General features: G+C 71.3%; 16 protein-coding genes, 1 tRNA gene and 1 pseudogene. 12 read left to right on the plus strand and 6 right to left on the minus strand.

All coding sequences use genetic code 11. The features are described 5' to 3' along the window. The first annotated feature begins 14 nt into the window (after positions 1-14). The 6 genes from ACWEKM_RS20145 (at position 15) to ACWEKM_RS20170 (ending at position 6195) form a co-directional block, all read left to right on the plus strand. Positions 15-758: an NAD-dependent epimerase/dehydratase family protein gene (locus tag ACWEKM_RS20145; RefSeq protein ID WP_451622544.1), complete on the plus strand. Its 744-nt coding sequence runs from the start codon at positions 15-17 to the stop codon at positions 756-758. A 43-nt stretch (positions 759-801) separates the two neighbouring features. Continuing rightward, positions 802-2199, plus strand: a complete 1398-nt coding sequence (locus ACWEKM_RS20150; protein WP_451622545.1) for an NDP-hexose 2,3-dehydratase family protein — start codon at positions 802-804, stop codon at positions 2197-2199. Next, positions 2196-3182 carry a Gfo/Idh/MocA family protein gene (locus ACWEKM_RS20155; protein WP_451622546.1) on the plus strand — a complete coding sequence of 329 codons (987 nt, stop codon included), beginning with the start codon at positions 2196-2198 and terminating at the stop codon, positions 3180-3182. Before ACWEKM_RS20150 ends, ACWEKM_RS20155 begins: the two co-directional genes overlap by 4 nt. Before the next feature lie 69 nt (positions 3183-3251). Then, positions 3252-4433 carry a macrolide family glycosyltransferase gene (locus tag ACWEKM_RS20160; protein ID WP_451622547.1) on the plus strand — a complete coding sequence of 394 codons (1182 nt, stop codon included), beginning with the start codon at positions 3252-3254 and terminating at the stop codon, positions 4431-4433. Positions 4434-4795: 362 nt separating this feature from the next. Beyond that, entirely contained in the window at positions 4796-5860 is a 1065-nt protein-coding gene (locus tag ACWEKM_RS20165) for an alpha/beta hydrolase (protein ID WP_451622548.1), read from the plus strand. After that, positions 5857-6195 (plus strand): hypothetical protein, encoded by a 339-nt coding sequence (locus tag ACWEKM_RS20170; RefSeq protein ID WP_451622549.1) that lies wholly within the window; start codon positions 5857-5859, stop codon positions 6193-6195. The genes ACWEKM_RS20165 and ACWEKM_RS20170 overlap by 4 nt, the downstream gene beginning before the upstream one ends. Positions 6196-6212: 17 nt before the next feature. Here ACWEKM_RS20170 and ACWEKM_RS20175 read toward each other — a convergent pair. Beyond that, a pseudogene (locus ACWEKM_RS20175) lies at positions 6213-6682 on the minus strand (Gfo/Idh/MocA family oxidoreductase). A 139-nt stretch (positions 6683-6821) separates the two neighbouring features. Further along, on the minus strand, positions 6822-7982 hold the full coding sequence (locus ACWEKM_RS20180) for a Gfo/Idh/MocA family protein (RefSeq protein ID WP_451622550.1): 1161 nt from the start codon (positions 7980-7982) through the stop codon (positions 6822-6824). A gap of 110 nt (positions 7983-8092) precedes the next feature. Here ACWEKM_RS20180 and ACWEKM_RS20185 point away from each other — a divergent pair, with 110 nt between their 5' ends. Continuing rightward, positions 8093-9103 carry a LacI family DNA-binding transcriptional regulator gene (locus ACWEKM_RS20185; RefSeq protein ID WP_451622551.1) on the plus strand — a complete coding sequence of 337 codons (1011 nt, stop codon included), beginning with the start codon at positions 8093-8095 and terminating at the stop codon, positions 9101-9103. On the opposite strand, the gene ACWEKM_RS20190 is transcribed toward ACWEKM_RS20185, so the two are convergent. Continuing rightward, the gene (locus ACWEKM_RS20190) at positions 9093-9437 is read right to left on the minus strand and encodes a cupin domain-containing protein (protein WP_451622552.1); all 345 of its coding nucleotides are present in this window, start codon (positions 9435-9437) and stop codon (positions 9093-9095) included. The two genes, ACWEKM_RS20185 and ACWEKM_RS20190, sit on opposite strands and share 11 nt — an antisense overlap. Before the next feature lie 244 nt (positions 9438-9681). Here ACWEKM_RS20190 and ACWEKM_RS20195 point away from each other — a divergent pair. The 3 genes from ACWEKM_RS20195 (at position 9682) to ACWEKM_RS20205 (ending at position 12655) form a co-directional block, all read left to right on the plus strand. Further along, a tRNA-Pro gene (locus ACWEKM_RS20195) sits at positions 9682-9755 on the plus strand. 286 nt (positions 9756-10041) lie between these two features. Next, positions 10042-11451 (plus strand): type I glutamate--ammonia ligase, encoded by a 1410-nt coding sequence (gene glnA / locus ACWEKM_RS20200; protein ID WP_451622553.1) that lies wholly within the window; start codon positions 10042-10044, stop codon positions 11449-11451. A 226-nt stretch (positions 11452-11677) separates the two neighbouring features. Then, on the plus strand, positions 11678-12655 hold the full coding sequence (locus ACWEKM_RS20205; RefSeq protein ID WP_451622554.1) for a hypothetical protein: 978 nt from the start codon (positions 11678-11680) through the stop codon (positions 12653-12655). A gap of 91 nt (positions 12656-12746) precedes the next feature. Here ACWEKM_RS20205 and ACWEKM_RS20210 read toward each other — a convergent pair whose 3' ends face one another. Both ACWEKM_RS20210 and ACWEKM_RS20215 read right to left on the minus strand, forming a co-directional pair. Beyond that, on the minus strand, positions 12747-13643 hold the full coding sequence (locus tag ACWEKM_RS20210; protein ID WP_451622555.1) for a GNAT family N-acetyltransferase: 897 nt from the start codon (positions 13641-13643) through the stop codon (positions 12747-12749). Between the two features lie 87 nt (positions 13644-13730). Next, positions 13731-14588 (minus strand): esterase/lipase family protein, encoded by an 858-nt coding sequence (locus tag ACWEKM_RS20215; RefSeq protein ID WP_451622556.1) that lies wholly within the window; start codon positions 14586-14588, stop codon positions 13731-13733. A 465-nt stretch (positions 14589-15053) separates the two neighbouring features. On the opposite strand from ACWEKM_RS20215, the gene ACWEKM_RS20220 reads away from it, so the two are divergent. Next, on the plus strand, positions 15054-15974 hold the full coding sequence (locus ACWEKM_RS20220) for an alpha/beta fold hydrolase (RefSeq protein WP_451622576.1): 921 nt from the start codon (positions 15054-15056) through the stop codon (positions 15972-15974). A 198-nt stretch (positions 15975-16172) separates the two neighbouring features. Here the strand turns inward: ACWEKM_RS20220 and ACWEKM_RS20225 are convergent, their stop codons facing one another. Beyond that, positions 16173-17012 (minus strand): hypothetical protein, encoded by an 840-nt coding sequence (locus tag ACWEKM_RS20225; RefSeq protein WP_451622557.1) that lies wholly within the window; start codon positions 17010-17012, stop codon positions 16173-16175. A gap of 226 nt (positions 17013-17238) precedes the next feature. Here ACWEKM_RS20225 and ACWEKM_RS20230 point away from each other — a divergent pair, with 226 nt between their 5' ends. Then, complete coding sequence (locus tag ACWEKM_RS20230; RefSeq protein ID WP_451622577.1) at positions 17239-17358, plus strand: putative leader peptide; 120 nt, start codon at positions 17239-17241, stop codon at positions 17356-17358. Positions 17359-17385 lie beyond the last annotated feature (27 nt).

Raw genomic sequence — 17385 nt, forward strand, 5'->3', positions numbered from 1 at the left:
TCAGGACGACGACGATGGAGATAGTGGGAACCGGATTCCTGGCGCGGAGCCTGCGTCCGCTGGCCGGCCGGCATCCGGGCACCGTGGCCCTCGCGGCGGGGGAGTCCAGGACCAGCGGCGCCTCCGAAGCGGACTTCGCGCGCGAGGCCGCACTGCTGCGCGATGTCGCCAAGCAGTGCGCGGCCACCGGACAGCGGCTGGTGTTCTTCTCGACGGCCGCGACGGGAATGTACGGGTTCGCCGAGGGACCCGGCAGGGAGGACACCCCGGTGACCCCCTACACCCCCTACGGCGCACACAAACTCGCCCTGGAGCAGCAACTGCGCGACTCCGGGACCGACCACCTCATCCTCCGCCTTGCGCACCTGGTGGGCCCGCACGGCCGGTACCACCAGCTCATCCCCACACTGTTCCGGCAGGTCCGCGAAGGGGCGGTGTCCATGCACCGGGGCGCCTCCCGGGACCTGATCCGGGTCCGCGACTCGCTGACGATCATCGACCGGCTGCTCGCCGCGGGTCTGCGGGCCGACACGGTCAACGTGGCCTCCGGATTCGCCGTTTCCGTGGAAGACATCGTCGACCACCTCGCCGGCGCACTGGGGCTCACGCCGCGCAAGGAGTACGTGGACACCGGCGTCCAGTACGACATCTCCACCGAGAAGCTGCGCGCCCTGGTCCCCCAGGTGGCGGACATGGGCTTCGGCCCCGACTACTACCGCCTGGTCCTCAACGACTTCCTCGCGGCCGAACATGCCTGACCCGGCCGCGTACGCATCACAAGAAAGGCGGGGAGTCTCTCCGATGCCGTCCCACATCCTCACGACGCGTGAGAACAAGAGCCTGCCCGCCCGCATCGCTCTGTCGGCCGCCGCCACCGAGGGCGCACACCTGCGCACCGAGCAGTTCGGCGACTGGCTGGCCGAACGGGGCAGGGCCCATACCTTCCGGGTGGAGCGGATACCGTTCGCGGAACTGGACGGCTGGTCGTTCCAGGAGTCCACCGGCAACCTCGTGCACCGCAGCGGCCGGTTCTTCACCGTCGAGGGCCTGCATGTCACGGAGGAGGGGGAACCGTACGGCGACGGCCCGTACGCCGACTGGTACCAGCCCATCATCAAACAGCCCGAGGTGGGGGTCCTCGGCATCCTCGTCAAGGAGTTCGACGGGGTGCTGCACTTCCTGATGCAGGCGAAGATGGAGCCGGGCAACCCGAACCTGCTCCAGCTCTCGCCCACGGTCCAGGCGACCCGCAGCAACTACACCAAGGCCCACCAGGGCGCGGACGTCAAGTACATCGAGTACTTCGTCGGCCCCGACCGCGGCCGGATCGTCGCAGACGTGCTCCAGTCCGAGCACGGCTCGTGGTTCTACCGCAAGGCCAACCGCAACATGGTGGTGGAGGCCGTCGGCGACGTGCCGCTGCACGACGACTTCTGCTGGCTCACCCTCGGCCAGATCCACGCACTGCTGCACCGGGACAACGTGGTCAACATGGACTCCCGTACCGTGCTGTCCTGCCTGCCCTTCGCGGACGCCTCGCACGGCGCGCTGCTCTCCGACACCGACCTGCACTCGTGGATCACCGGCGAGCGCACCCGGCACAGCGTGCGGGCCGAGCGCGTCCCGCTGGACTCCATTCCCGGCTGGAAGCGCGGCGACAGCGCGATCGAGCACGAGGAAGGCCGCTACTTCAAGGTCGTGGCCGTGTCCGTACAGGCGGAGAACCGCGAGGTGACGGGCTGGACCCAGCCCCTGTTCGAGCCGGTCGGCCTGGGCGTCACCGCCTTCCTCACCCGCGAGTTCGACGGCGTTGCGCATGTGCTGGTGCACGCCCGGGTCGAGGGCGGCTTCCTCGACACCGTCGAGCTGGGACCGACCGTGCAGTGCACCCCGGACAACTACGCCCACCTGCCCGAGAAGGAACGCCCCAGGTTCCTGGACACGGTGCTGAACGCGGGCCCGGACCGCATCCGCTACGAGGTCGTGCACTCCGAGGAGGGCGGCCGCTTCCTCAACGCCGAGAGCCGCTTCCTCGTCGTCCGGGCGGACGAGTCCGACGCCCCGCTCACCCCGCCGCCCGGCTACGCCTGGGTCACCCCCGGACAGCTGACGTCCCTGGTCCGGCACGGCCACTACCTCAACGTCCAGGCCCGCACCATGCTCGCCTGCCTCAACGCGATCGCGGAGCGGACCCGGTGACCGGACCCTTGCGGCTGGGGGTGATCGGATGCGCGGGCATCGCGGTGCGCCGCATGCTGCCCGCCTTCGCCGCCTGCCCGGACATCGAGATCGCGGCCGTGGCCAGCCGTGACCGGGCCAAGGCACGGCAGGTCGCGGAACGCTTCGGCTGCCGTCCCGTGCACGGATACGCCGAACTCCTCGAACTCGACGACATCCAGGCCGTCTATGTGCCGCTGCCCGCGGCCCTGCACGCCCGATGGACCGAGGCGGCACTGCGCACGGGCCGGCACGTCCTCGCCGAGAAGCCCCTGACCACCGACCACCGGCGCACCGCGGAACTGCTCGAACTCGCCGACCGCCGCGGCCTGGTGCTCATGGAGAACGTGATGTTCGTGCACCACCCCCTGCACCGGGCGGTGGGCCGGCTGGTGGCCGACGGCGCGATCGGTGAACTGCGCACGTTCCACGCCGTGTTCACCATCCCCCCGCTGCCGGACCATGACATCAGATACGACCCCGAACTCGGCGGCGGGGCCCTGGCCGACGTCGGGATCTACCCGCTCCGGGCCGCGCTGCATCTGCTGGGCGACGGACTCGACGTCGTCGGCGCCCGTCTCACGCGGGGCCCGGGACGGCGGGTCGAGACCTCCGGCGCCGCGCTGCTGGGCACTCCCGGCACGGTCACGGCCCAGATCACCTTCGGCATGGAGCACGCCTACCGCTCGTCGTACCAACTGTGGGGCAGCGAGGGCGGCATCACGGTCGACCGGGCGTTCACCCCGCCCGCCGACCACGTCCCCGTGATCGGCCTGCACCGCGGTGGGACGGCCGAGGAGATCCGGCTCGAACCGCACGACCAGGTCGCGGCCACCGTCGCGGCCTTCGCCGCCGCGGTGCGCACCGGAACCGCGCCGGACACCGGCGCCACCCTGCGGCAGGCCGAACTCCTCGACGAGATACACCGGTCCGCCTCGCGCGAAGAACCCAACGGAACTGGATGAGCGGCCGCTGCCCGGACCTTCGGCGACGACCGGCCGAAGGACACCGGCAGCGCATGGAAGGAGACACTCGTGCAACGCCACATCGCTTTCTTCAACTTTCCGGCTGTAGGCCATGTCAATCCCACCATCGGCGTGGTCGAGGAGCTGGTGAAACGGGGCCACCGCGTCACCTGCACCGTGACGGACCACTTCGCCCCCATCGTGAAGGCCGCCGGCGCCGAACCGGTCCGATACGACTCGGTCTTCGGCGACTTCTACCGGGCCCCCCTGACCGCCGCGGAGAACGCGGGCGAGGGACTGCGGTGCCTGGGCGAAAGCACGTCGCTGGTGGAACAGGTCGCACCGTTCTACGCGGAGAACCGGCCGGATGTCATCGTCCATGACTTCATGGCGTGGGGGGCGCGTTTCTACGCCGCCCAGAACGACATTCCGCTGATCCGCACCTACCCGGTGTTCGGGGCGAACGAGCATTTCTCGCTCCGGGAGAAGTTCCCGGTGGCTGAGCTGAACGACCCGCAGATCATGGAAGCGGCGCAGAAACTCGCGGGTGTGCTGCCCCAGTTCGGCCTGCCGGCCGACCCGATGGGCTTCCTCTCGTCGATCGAGAAGCTCGGCATCATCTTCCTCCCGCGTGAATTCCAGTACGAGGGCGACACCTTCGACGAACGGTTCGTCTTCACCGGGCCCTGCATCGCCGAACGTCCCTACCAGGGCACCTGGCAGCCGGCCTCGGCGGACCGTCCCGTGCTGCTGATCTCGCTCGGCACCTCGGCGCGGGGCTGGCCGGAGTTCTTCACCATGTCCATCGAGGCATTCGCCGACTCCGAGTGGGATGTCCTCATCACCGTCGGCGAGCACACCGACCCGGCCGGCCTCGGGCCGCTGCCCGCGAACGTCGACGTACGGCGGTACGCGCCGCAGCTCGACGTGCTGCGCCACGCCAGGCTGTTCCTCACCCACGGCGGTATGAACAGCACCATGGAGTCGCTGGACAACGGCGTGCCCATGGTGGTCGTGCCGCAGACGAGCGAGCAGCGGGCGAACGCCCAGCGCGTGGAGGAGCTGGGCCTCGGCCGCCGGCTGGCCAAGGAGGACGTCACGGTGCAGAGCCTGCGCGAGATCACGGCCCAGGTGACGGCGGACGCGTCCGTGGCCGAGCGGGTGCGGGCCATGCGGGAGCGCATGCGGTCCGTCGACGGACCGGCCGTCGCGGCCGACGCCATCGAGAACCACCTCGCCCGGCTGGGCTGAACACCGACGCCGCGACACGCAACCGTGTCGCGGGCGGCCGCCGGTGTCGTACGGCCCCCGCTCACAGGCCGTACGACACCGGCGGCATCGGCCGCCCCGGCGACCTGCGGGGGTGACCTGCGGGGCGACCTGTGGGCCGTCATACCGTCGCACTACGCAGCCGACCGGGCCCAAGCAGGTCCGGTGAAGTCCGCTGCGGTTCGCCAGCACCCTGAAGGGGCGCGAGGAACTGCGCGACCAGCCACGATGGTGCCGCACCCGACCGACGGCACATCACGGCATCTCCAGCGGAGCGCCAAGCGGCCGCGGTCCGCGCCGTCCCGACGGCGCCCTCCACCGACCGGGAACGGTGACCGACCACCATGGACCATCTCGAAGAACTCAAGGAATTCGCCCGCCTGCACGCCCGAGGCCAGGGCATGACGGCCGAGCACGCCACGCGTGTCCTCGCCCGGATCACCAACGACACCACCGGGGACCCGGACTCCTGGGCCGCGGTGTGGACCGCCGAGGGCCGGGCCGCCGCCGCCCGCGGCGACCTGCTCGACGCGTGCCGACACCACGCGCTCGCCCGTTTCCCGTACCACGGCGACGCCGATCGCCGCTCCGCCCAGCGGCTCTGCGTCGACACCTTCGACCGGTGGCGCCGCGGCCAGGACGGCATCGAGCGCCTGGAGTTCGACCACGGCGACGGCACCGTCGCCTGCTGGGCCGCCGGACTCGGCGCCTCCCGCCCGCTGCTGGTCGTCATGGGCGGCATCGTCAGCGTCAAGGAACAGTGGGCGCCGCTGCTGCCCCTGCTGCGCAGACTCGGCTTCGCCGCCGTCGTCACCGAGCTGCCGGGCGTCGGCGAGAACACCGTCACCTACGGCCCCGATTCCTGGCGCACCCTCGGCCTGCTGCTCGACCGGCTCACCGGCCGCGCCCGGGTCTCGGACACCTCGATGCTCGCCCTCAGCTTCAGCGGTCACCTCGCCCTGCGGGCCGCCGCCGAGGACCCGCGCATCCGCCGCGTCCTCACCGTGGGCGCGCCCGTCGCCCACTTCTTCGCCGACGAGGCATGGTGGCCGCGCGTGCCCGGCATCACCGCCGACACCCTGCGCCGACTGACCGGCAGCGCGGACCTGTCCGAACTCCGCGGCCGACTGCCGGAGTTCGCGCTCACGCCGAAGCAGCTTCGGCAACTGCGCATCCCGGTCCGGTACGTCGCCAGCAGCCGCGACGAGATCATCCCGGACACGGAGCAGACGCTGCTGCGCGGCACGCTCCACGACGTCCGGTTCAAGACGTTCGACGACGTGCACGGCTCGCCCGCCCATCTCGGCGCGATGCGGCGCTGGCTCGTCTCCCAACTGCTGTGGCTGCGCGTCGCGCGCCGCGGCGCCCGGCCGGCGTCCCGCGCCGAACTCGGCGAGAGACGCTCGTGAACGGGCACGAGCACGGGCCCGGACATGGGCACGAGGACGCCGCGACCCCCCACAGCGCGCACGGCGCGCACGGCACGGTGCGGCCGTGGCAGACCTTGGCCTCGCTCGGCATCACCGAGGACGACCTGACGACCGTCCGCCAAGCGCCGCTGCACGGCCGTCAGCCCGAACCGGCGAGGCGCTCCGCCGCCCTCAGCGCCTTTGACGCGGTGGCCTTTGTGCGCCGGTCCGCCGGGTCGGGGGAGGTTTTGGACCAGCGCAGGCCGAAGCGGTCGAGCGGGTCACGGTCGGTGGCCCAGAGTGAATTAGCCGGCTTCGCGACGTACGCACGGTAGGGGGCGGTGCGTCCGGTTCAGGCCGTGCGGATCTCCTCGATCGTCACCGGGCGGTGCTCGCGCAGCGACAGGGTGCACGCCTCCGTGATCCAGCCGGCCTCCAGGGCGTCCGCGATCGTGCACGGTGAGGGCCGGTGACCGGAGACGACCTCGGTGAACGCGGTCAGTTCGGCGCGGTAGGCGTCGGCGAAGCGGTCCATGAAGAAGTCATGCGGGGTACCGGCCGGGAAGGCCACGCCGGGCTCGACGGAGCGCAGCGGGAGCTTGTCCTCCAGAGACGCGGCCGGCGGCGGGGCCGGGTCCAGCGTCGTCGAGCGGATCGTGTGGAGCCGGCCCAGTTCGCCGCCCCGCACCGAGGCCCCGCGGCGGCCTCGGCCGTGTCGGCGAACGGGGCGGCGACGACGAGGGACTCGACCGCGTCCAGTGCGGACAGGGTCTCGGCGTGAAAGGCGCCGATACGGCCGAGGCCGAGGATCCCGATGCGCATGGGCTTGCAGCTCCTTGGTGCGGTGCGGAGTGGGGCGGTGTGGTGTGGGCGCGGAGCCGAGAACGTGGGGGAGCGACCTGCCACGATGCCGCCGCAGTCGACCGACGGCGCGGCGCCGCACGGCACGGCCCCACCACGCCTACGACACCGGCAGGTCGACCCAGCACCCGCGCTGCGCGGACCGGGCCATCGCGTCCAGGACGACGGCGCTGTGCACCGCGTCCGCCAGGGTGGTGCCGTGCGGCGTGCCCTCGGCGATCGAGCGCAGAAACCGGTACGCCTCGATGACCTTGAGGTCGTCGTAGCCCATGGCGTTGGCCGCGCCGGGCTGGAACGCGCCGAACTCGCCCTGCCCCGGGCCGACGTACACCGTGCTGACCGGCTGGTCCCGGTATGTCGTGCCGTGGCTGACCGCCAACTCGTTCATCCTGCGGAAGTCCCAGAACACCGCGCCCTTGGTGCCGTGCACCTCGAAGCCGTAGTTGTTCTGTTCGCCGACGGAGACCCGGCATGCCTCCAGAACGCCCCGGGCGCCGGAGGCGAAGCGCAGCAGACAGCTGACGTAGTCCTCGTTCTCCACCGGGCCCAGATCGCCGCCGGAGGCGAGCGCATGGCCGGAGGTCGCGCCCGTGGGGCGGGCCCGCTCGGGGACGAAGATCGCGGTGTCGGCGGTCAGCGAGGCGATGTCGCCGAGCAGGAAGCGGGCCAGGTCGGCGCCGTGCGAGGCGAGGTCGCCGAGGACCCCGCTGCCGCCGCGCTCGCGCTCGTAGCGCCAGGTCAGGGCGGAGTCCGGGTGGGCCGCGTAGTCGCTGAACAGACGGATGCGGACATGGGTGACGGTGCCGATCTCGCCGCCCGCGATCAGCTCGCGGGCACTTTCCACGGCCGGGGCGTTGCGGTAGTTGAAGCCGACCGCGCCCCGCACCCCGGCGGTGGCGACGGCGTCGGCCACCGCCCGCGCGTCGTCGGCGGTCAGACCCACCGGCTTCTCGATCCAGAGGTGCTTGCCCGCCTCGGCCATGGCGACGCCGATCTCCCGGTGCAGGAAGTTCGGCGCGGTGATGCTGACCGCCCGCACCCTGGGGTCCGCCGCCACCTCGCGCCAGTCCCGGGTCGTCGAGGCGAAGCCGAACTGCCGGGCGGCCTCCTCGGCCCGGCCCGGCACCTCCTCGGCGACCGTGATCAGCCGGGGCCGCAGAGCCAGCTGCGGATAGTGATGCGGAACTCGGGCGTACGCCTGGGTGTGCACCCGGCCCATCCAGCCGAACCCGACGACGGCGACACCGAGCGCATCCACCATGGCGACCCCTCTTTGGAACGGTCCACATCCTGTCCAGGCCACCTTCGGAGGCGTATCAGCTTGTGTCAAGCACTTTGACAAGCGCCCGGACCTCGTGGAACGGTCCATGCATGAGACCTCCGACGATTCGCGATGTGGCCGACCGGGCCGGCGTCTCCAAGTCGCTGGTCTCCCTGGTGCTGCGCGGCGCGGGCCAGGTGCGCCCGGAGAAGCGGGAAGCGGTGCTCCGGGCCGTACGGGAGCTCGGATACCGGCCGAACGCCGCCGCGCGCAGCCTCAGCGAACAGCGTTCGCGCACCGTCGGTGTCCTCCTCGACGACCTGCGCAACCCCTGGTTCGTGGACCTGCTCGACGGCCTCAACTCCCTGCTGCACGCGGGCGGTCTGCACATGCTGCTGGCCGACGCCCGGCTGAGCCGCCGCACGGGCGGCCGGGTCACCGACCCCTTTCTGGACCTCGGGGTCGACGGCCTGGTGGTGGTCGGCACGCTGCCCGATCCGACGGACCTCGGCGGCGTCGCGGAGCGGCTCCCGGTGGTCGTCGCGGGCGCCCGGGAGCCGACGCCGGCGGGCGTGGACCTCGTGGCGGGCGACGACGAGACGGGCGCCCGCCTCGCCACCGAACACCTCATCCGGCTCGGCCACCGGCGCATCGCCCACATCGGCGGGTACGGGGCCGTCAGCGAACTGCGACGGCGCGGTTTCGAGGCGACCATGCGCGCGCACGGCCTCGCGGACCAGGCGCTCGTCGAGCCCGGCGACATGACGGAGGAGGGCGGCTACCGCGGCGCCGTCCGGCTGCTCGGCCGCCCGGACCGGCCCACCGCCGTCTTCGCGGTCAACGACATCGCCTCCGTCGGTGTGCTGTCCGCGGCCGGCGAGCTGGGCCTGCGGGTTCCCGGGGACCTCTCGGTGACCGGGGTCGACAACACCGGCATCGCCCGGCTGCGCCATGTCTGGCTCACCACCGTCGACACGGCCCCGCACGAGGTCGGCCACCGGGCCGCCCGCTTCCTTCTCGACCGCTTCGAGCGGCCCGGCGGCGCCGGCCGGGTGCACCTGGCCACGCCGACGCTGGAGGTCCGGGGCACCACGGCGGCGCCCCACGACCTCACAGGTTGATCGCGTACACCTTGCGCAGCGTCTCGTGCACGGTCCACGTCGTACGGTCGCCCGCGCGCAGCACGGCCAGATCCCCGGGCCCGACCCGCAGCGTCGGCCCGCCCTCGACCTCGATCGTCGCCGAGCCGCTGATCACCGTGAACAGCTCGTCCGCCTCGGTGTCGGTGACGACCCCCGGGGTGATCTGCCAGATCCCGCGGAGCTGTCGGCCGTCCGGCGACTCCCAGAGCACCTTCCCGGTCACCTCCGGCGTGCCGGAGACGATCTGCGCCGGGTCGAGGGGCTCGGGTTCGAGCTCGGCGTCCGGGACATGGAGAGCGAAGCTGTGCGTCATGGGGCGACCCTAGCGAGCCCGAGCGGCCGTCGGCCGTTGACAGAGTGTGCGGCATCGGGCCCGGCGGGAGGACACTTCGTCGGGCCGTGCGCGGTGGCGTCCGGGCCGTGAGCGCCGACGCCCGGGCCGGGCGCCGATGATCGGGGGAGGCAGGCCCGACTGCACGCGCCCGGCATCGGCACCTGTCCGCGTGCGGTAGGGTTGACCTGCGCGATCACGCGGAACACACCGCGTGGCACCGCATCGGGACGTGGCGCAGCTTGGTAGCGCACTTGACTGGGGGTCAAGGGGTCGCAGGTTCAAATCCTGTCGTCCCGACTTGAGAGAGTCACCGGCCAGGGGCGGTTTCGGAGGAATCCGAAACCGCCCCTGATCTTTTGTTGGGGGACCGGCGTCTCATTTTTGGGGACCGTCGCCGTGCTCAGGACGGAATCCGACCTCGATCTCGCCGTCGACGCCCGCTGTATGACGAAGACGGCGGCGGCGGGCGAAGTCTTCACCGAGTGGTGCCCCTGTCCGTAAAGTGGCATTTGTGGTGCACGCCGCATGGGCCGCACCGGAGCCGACCTCGTAGCGCACCGGAACCGGGCGGAGGGTGAGTCGGATGTTCCAGAATGCCGAGGAAGCCAGGAAGTTCATCGCGGACGCGGACGTGAAGTTCGTCGATGTGCGCTTCTGCGATGTGCCCGGCACCATGCAGCACTTCACCGTGCCGGTGGAGATCTTCGATCCCGAGGGCGAGCTGGCGTTCGACGGTTCGTCGATTCGCGGCTTCCAGGCCATCCACGAGTCCGACATGGCCCTGCGCGCCGACCTGCCGACGGCACGGCTCGACCCGTTCCGTACGGACACCACGCTGATCGTCAACTTCTTCATCCATGACCCGGTGACCGGCGAGTGGTACAGCCGTGACCCGCGCAACGTGGCCCGCAAGGCGGAGACGTACCTGGTGTCGACGGGCATCGCGGACGCCGCGTACTTCGGCCCGGAGGCGGAGTTCTACGTTTTCGACAGCGCCCGCTTCAGTACCTCTCAGAACGAGGGCTTCTACCACGTCGACTCCGAGGCGGGCGCCTGGAACACCGGCGCGCTGGAGGACAACCGCGGCTACAAGGTGCGCTACAAGGGCGGCTACTTCCCGGTTCCGCCGGTCGACCACTTCGCCGACCTGCGTGCCGAGATGACGCTCGAACTGATCAAGGTGAACATCCTGGTCGAGAAGCAGCACCACGAGGTGGGCACGGCGGGCCAGGCCGAGATCAACTACAGGTTCAACACGCTGCTGCACGCCGCCGACGATCTACAGCTCTACAAGTACATCGTCAAGAACGTCGCCTGGCGGGCCGGCAAGACAGCCACCTTCATGCCCAAGCCGATCTTCGGTGACAATGGCTCCGGCATGCACTGCCACCAGTCCCTGTGGCAGGGCGGCAGCCCTCTCTTCTACGACCAGGAGGGCTATGCCGGCCTCTCGGACACCGCCCGCCACTACATCGGCGGACTGCTCAGACACGCCCCGTCGCTGCTCGCCTTCACCAACCCGACGGTCAACTCGTACCACCGCCTGGTCCCCGGCTTCGAGGCGCCCGTCAACCTCGTCTACTCGCAGCGCAACCGCTCCGCCTGCATCCGCATCCCGATCACCGGAGCGAACCCGAAGGCCAAGCGTCTGGAGTTCCGCGCCCCCGATCCGTCCTGCAACCCCTACCTGGCGTTCTCCGCGATGCTGCTGGCGGGCCTTGACGGCATCCGGAACAAGATCGAACCGCCCGAGCCGGTCGACAAGGACCTCTACGAACTCGCCCCCGAGGAACATGCGAGCGTTCCCCAGGTCCCGGCCTCCCTCCCGGACGTGCTGGACGCCCTGAAGGCCGACCACGACTACCTCCTCCAGGGCGATGTCTTCACCGCCGACCTGATCGAGACCTGGATCGACCTCAAGCGCGCCCACGAGATCGCTCCGCTCCAACTACGGCCGCACCCGTACGAGTTCGAGCTGTACTTCGACGTGTGAACCCCGCGGCGACGTCCGGCGCCTCCGGCGCCCGGGACGTGCGGCGAGGACCCTGATCCCGTGGACCACCGCCCGGAGTCGGCGACTGCGCCCGGCTCATCCGCTCGGCCTGGTCAGAAGATGCGGGAGCGGCCGTTTCGGGGGACCGTGGGGAGGGTGGGGGCAGGGCCGTGCACCAAGGCTCTTTCTTGTTCTTGCGAGCATCGCACTAGCCGAAGGAAACATGATGGCCGTAGCCACAGACATGCTCGTTCCGGCACTGCGCGAGGTCCGTGAGGCCCAAGCCGCGCTTGCCGACCGTTTCAAGGCCCACCTTGCGGTCACACCCGCCGGCGAGTACCGGGAAGTCCTGGAGCGCCGCGTCGGCGATGCCCGGGGCCATGTGTACCTCGTCGACGAACGACTGGAGACGTTGCAGCCCCGCGGGGTGGTGCAGACCGTCGCCGAGAATGCCTGGCATCTGACCAGGCATGCGGTCCGACTCCCGTGGAACGCCGCCATGCTCGTCCCGAGCACGCTGTCGCGGGGTCAGCAGAAGGCCACCGAGCAGCAGTTGCTGAAGAACGCCGAGGACGAGTACGCGGTCACCGCCTTCGCCGTGGCCATCTCCCGGGCCGCCGAGCGTATCGCCCAGGAGGCCCGGGACCCGGCCAGCGCCGATCTGCTCGGCTTCATCCGCCGCGACGGCGAGGAGACGCTGGAGGAAATCGGCCGCAGCCTCGAAGAGCACGCCGAGGCCGCGGTGGAGGCCGCCGAGGTCTCGGGCGCCGGCGGCGCCGCCCTCGCGGTCCGTGACTGGAGCAGCTGGCTGCGGGAGACGGCCGAGCGCATGCCCGGTGTGGACCGGCTCCAGATCACTCCGGAGGGAGCCCTCATCTCGGAGGACGAGCTGCCGATTCCCGACTACCGCAGGCTCAGCAGCAGGATGATCCTGGACCGGCTCCCCGAGCTGACGCAGACGGATCTCGCCACTGTCGGCGCCTACGAGCGTTCCCACGCGGCCCGTTCCGCGGTTCTGAGCAGGATCGCCGACCTGCTGGGGCCGGAGCCCTGGCGGGGCTACGACAGCATGAACGAGGACGAGATCCTCAAGCGGCTCGGTGACGCCGGGGGGAGCCTTACCCGGCGGGTGCTGGAGTACGAGCGTCACCATCAGGCGCGCTCCGCCATCCTGGCGGCCGCCGAACCGGTTCCGCACGCCTGACCGGTTCCGGTCACTCACGCCTGACCGGTTCCGGTTCGGCGGGGCCACCGGTGCCGTAGCCCCGGGGCCGTCAGGGCCGCCCTTGCACGCCCTAGGGTTCGATCGCCCGGCCGCGGGGCTCGGGGCGCCGGTGCCAGTAGGTCCACAGCTGGTCGACGAGGGTGAAGCCGAAGGAATCGAAGAGCCGGGGGGCGGCCTGGCTGTCGGGGGCGCACTGCTGGGCGTCGTCGAGGACGAGAGCGACCTCGGTGGCGCCCAGCTCGGCCAGCAGGGCCAGGGCCTGGCCCAGCAGCTTGCGGCCCAGGCCACACCGACGGCGGGTGGGCAGGGTCTCGATCCAGTAGAGGGTCGCCGTGCGGTCGGGGCCCACACTGACCACGGCCTCGGCAACCGGTTCGGCGGCCTCGCGGACGATCAGCCGGTGGCCCGGCGGAAACTCGCAGGGGAAGACGTCGGCGACCAGCTTGGCCGAGGGGGGTTCGGCGGGAAGCCTTCGGTGCAGATAGCAGCCCTGGTGACGGCCGGTGAAGCCGGTCCGCACCAGGGCATCGTGGGTGGCGGCGCGACGAGCGCGGGGCAGGCCACCCGGTCCCAGGGGACCCGGCGGGCCACCCACGAACGCATCGATCTGCGGGCAGTCGGCGAGGGCGGCCAGCGCGTGGCCGATCAGCGCACGCAGCGCCGCGGGATCTTCGTACGCGTGCACCCAGCTGATCACCCCGGTGTGCACATCGGCCCAGGACAGATAGGCGATGAACCCGCAGGGGCGGTCCTCGGCATCGGCCAGCACACTGATCCGCGGCCGACTCGGTGTCGCCCAGACCAGAGAAACAGGACCGTGGCGCTCCGCGGGCCGCTCCTCACAGGGGGTGTACTGCGGTTGCCCCGGCAGCCGGTCGGCCTCGATCAGTTCTCGCACGCCCGCTTCGTCCTCGGGGCGATAGGGGCGCAGCCTCGACCCGCTCCCGGAGCTGGTTGAAAAGGTCATGCTGCCCGTCCGCACATGTGCTGACGCTTCTCTTGGCCGCCTGGCTTCTATCGGCTACCTACAGACTCCTCCGCTCCAGCCCGGCTGTCACCAAGGAATCCCGGCTGCGCCGAACCGGCCCTGTTGTGGGCCGTCGCCGTGCGGGGGACCTGCGGCACAGCCGGTCTGCTGGATCGCGGCCAGCAGTGAGCGCACCTGGTCGATGACCGGTCGGTGCAGGGGGAGCGTCAGATGGCCGACGCCGGGCACCAGCACGTTGCGGACCATGAGGTCGGGATGGTCGATGCGGCCCTTGGCGGCCGGGATGACCGCCTCGTCCCGGTCGCTGTAGAAGGCCACGAACCGGGTGCCGCAGCCGGCTGCCGGCTGTGCCAGCTCGGTCAGCAGCTCGCTGCCCGGCCGTAGTTGGCGCAGGAGCGGATGCGGCGGGGCCAGCAGGGCCGTGGCGGTTCCGCTGTGCGGCGTCGCCAGCGTGATCACCAGCGGCACGTGCGCGTCCCCGCCGAGCCGCTGTACGTAGTAGCGGGCGATCAGCCCGCCCAGGCTGTACCCGATCACCACCGCGGTCCGTTCCGCGCAGCGGGCACAGGCCAGCTCCACCTGCTCGCCCAGAGCCCGGGCGACCGCGCGGAGGTCCGGGCTGAAGGCCGGATAGCTCACCGAGATGAACGGCCCCGTGCCAAGGCCGCCCAGGGCCCGCTGAAGGGGCAGGACGACCGATCCTCCGTCGGCCAGCCCGTGCACCAGCAGCACGGGGATCCCCGCGTCCGCCGCCGGCGGTTCGCCCCGGCCCGTCCCCGTTTCCGGCCGCGGCACGACGCGACCGAGGCGCCCGGTCAGCTGCTCGACGCCCTCTGTGGCAAGGTCCAGCGGAAGCCGCAGCAGGCGCACGGCAGCCCTGCTCGCCTCGACACCCGCGCCGCGCACCGGCGACAGCCCCGGCACCGAAAGATGCGGTCCGAAAGGAATGCCCGTAGCCGTTCACCTTCCTTCTATGTTCTTTTCATTCTATGTCGGGACATTGTGTGCCCTGTTCGGATGTCCCGGCCATCGGGAAGCGCGCGGGAGGAGCGACGTACGCCGGGGAAGGGCGCGGGAGGGCCGACGTACGTCGGTACGCCGGGGAAGGCGGCGAGCCCGCCCGGCTGTGGTCGGCGTCATGGCGTATCTCACGTCGGGGGCGGCGCGACGGGCGGCGGGCTGTGCACATCCCCAGGTCGCGGCGGTGATCCGGGCGGCTTCGGGGTGCCCGCGGCGGGATGCGCTGTGACGTTGCCGACTCCGTAAATCGACTTGTTGATTTAGATTCCATCAGCGCGTGTGCGTGACGAGCACGTAAACCGGCACCGAGGGGCTCCGCCCCGGAGAGGAGCCACTGTGGCAAGCATCCCCCAGCAGCGTGGTGAGCCCATGCGGTTGCGTGCGATCCACCAGCCCGTCCCACGGCAGTACCGGGTCGTGCACGGCCACCGTTGGGCCTTCCGCATGGTGGGCAGGGGTCCGGCCGTACTCCTGATCCATGGCATCGGTGACTCGTCCGACACCTGGGCCGAGCTGATTCCCGAGCTCGCCCGGCACCACACGGTCATCGCCCCGGACCTGCTGGGCCACGGCTCCTCCGACAAACCGCGCGGCGACTACTCGGTCCCCGCGTACGCCAACGGCATGCGGGACCTGCTGGGAGTGCTGGACATCGACCGGGTGACGCTGGTCGGGCACTCCCTCGGCGGCGGAGTGGCCATGCAGTTCGCCTACCAGTTCCCGGGCCGGACCGAGCGGCTGGCGCTGGTGAGTACCGGTGGGGTGGGCCGCGGTGTCACTCCGGCACTGCGCCTCGCCTCGCTGCCCGGGGCCCATCTTGCGCTGGCCCTGTTGCGGCTTCCGACGGTACGGACGCAGACCGCCATCGCGGTCCGGCTGCTGCGGCTGCTCGACACCGGGCTCGGCGTGGACGCGCCGGATCTGTTGCGCGTGGTGGACGCGCTGCCCGATGCGGCCTCCCGCGACGCGTTCATCCGCACGCTGCGCGCGGTGGTGGACTGGCGCGGTCAGGTGGTGACCATGCTTGACCGCTGCTATCTCACCGCCGGCATGCCGACCCTGCTGGTCTGGGGCTCGCGCGACCAGGTGGTGCCCGCCGGGCACGCCGACGTGGCGCACGCGGCGATGCCCGGCAGCCGTCTGGAGATCTTCGAGGGCTCGGGGCACTTTCCGTTCCACGCCGATCCGCAACGCTTCCTGGCCGTACTGGAGAACTTCATCGCGACCACGCGGCCGGTCAGCCGGAGCGCGGAGGAATGGCGGGAGCAGTTGCGTTCCGAGGGGCGCTGACACGGGGGCGGCGCATGCGTCCCCGATGATGCCTCCCGGTCGAACGGCCGGGGCGGCCCAGGGATGGGTGCACGCCGACCGCGAGGCGGAGCGGCACGCGCGGTTCCGGCTCGGCGAACCGGTTCGGGCCGACGGGCTCCGCGACGCGCCTTTGCGTGCAGCGCGCCTCTGCGTGGCGCGCCTACGCGTGCGGCGCGGTCAGTCGAACTGGCTGGGGTGCGGCGCCGGGGTCTTCCCGGCGAGGACGTCCCGCAGTCGCTGCGCACCCGTCCGCACGGCCGCCTCGGTGCTCGGGTGGGAGACGCCGGAGAGGCCGCCGTTGATGACGGTGGCCCCGGAGGCACCCACCCGGAGCACGGCGACATCCGTGGTGAGCGTGGTCGGCTGCCCGTTGGCGGTGCCCTTCACCGTCACGGTGAGGGCCGCCCGGTCGTCGCCCGCGGTGGGCAGTGAAGCCGGTACCACCTGGACCGTCCGTCTGCCGCCATCGGAGCCGGTCGCGGTGAACTGGTCGCACTTCTGCGGCAGGCTCCGGAACCAGTCCAGGGACTTCGTCAGCGAATCCTGGCCGTAGTCGCCGACCTGGTACAGCAGCCGGGCCTGCGGATTGCTGAAGCCGGTGAGCGCCGTGGCGCCGGGTGTGCGGCCCAGCAGGCTGTCGGAGTACAGGCCGTCGAGAAGTTTCTGGCAGTCGGCCGCGGCGCCCTTCGTCTTGAGGAACGCGGCGACGTCGACCTTGCCCAGCAGCAACTTGTCCCGCCACGAGGCCGCGTCGTTCGCCTGCGTCCAGTCGTCCTCAAGGTCGGCCGCGGTGATCAGCGCGGCCTTCGCGCCCGCCCTGGTGAGCGCGGGAGTGGCGGACGCGCTCGGCGACCGCTCGGCGGCGGGGGAGGTCCCGGCGGGCCGTTCGGCGGCGGGGGAGACGGACACCGTGCCGGAGGCCCCGCCGACGTCCGAGCAGGCACCCGCGGCCAGCAGTGGTCCGGCGGCCAGGACCGAGGCGAGGACACGCACAGGACGACGGGACGAACGGTTCATCGGGACTGCCTCCTCGAAACGCGGTACGTCCCTCCACGCCACCACCGGGCACGTCGACCGACCAGCGCAACCGGGCCGTTCGGGTGAGCGGGAGAGCAGATCGCGCCGGGTCCCTCGGCGCACGTCGCCGGGTGTCCCAGTTCTAGGAGTGGACGCCCCCTTGACGGCGCCGTGGACGCGGATCGACACTCCAGAAGGGGAATCCTAGTGAAAAGGTAGGGAAATGATGGGGCGCCGTGGGACGAGCACCGGCCGCAGCCGCCGTGCACCGTCGCTCCCGCTGCTGACCTCCCGTCGGCACATCGACCTGCTGCGGGTCTGCAGCGCGCTCAGCCTCCCGGGCTGACCGTCCCTCGCTCCCGGCCGACCGGAG

The organism is Streptomyces sp. NPDC004752 (assembly GCF_053601275.1).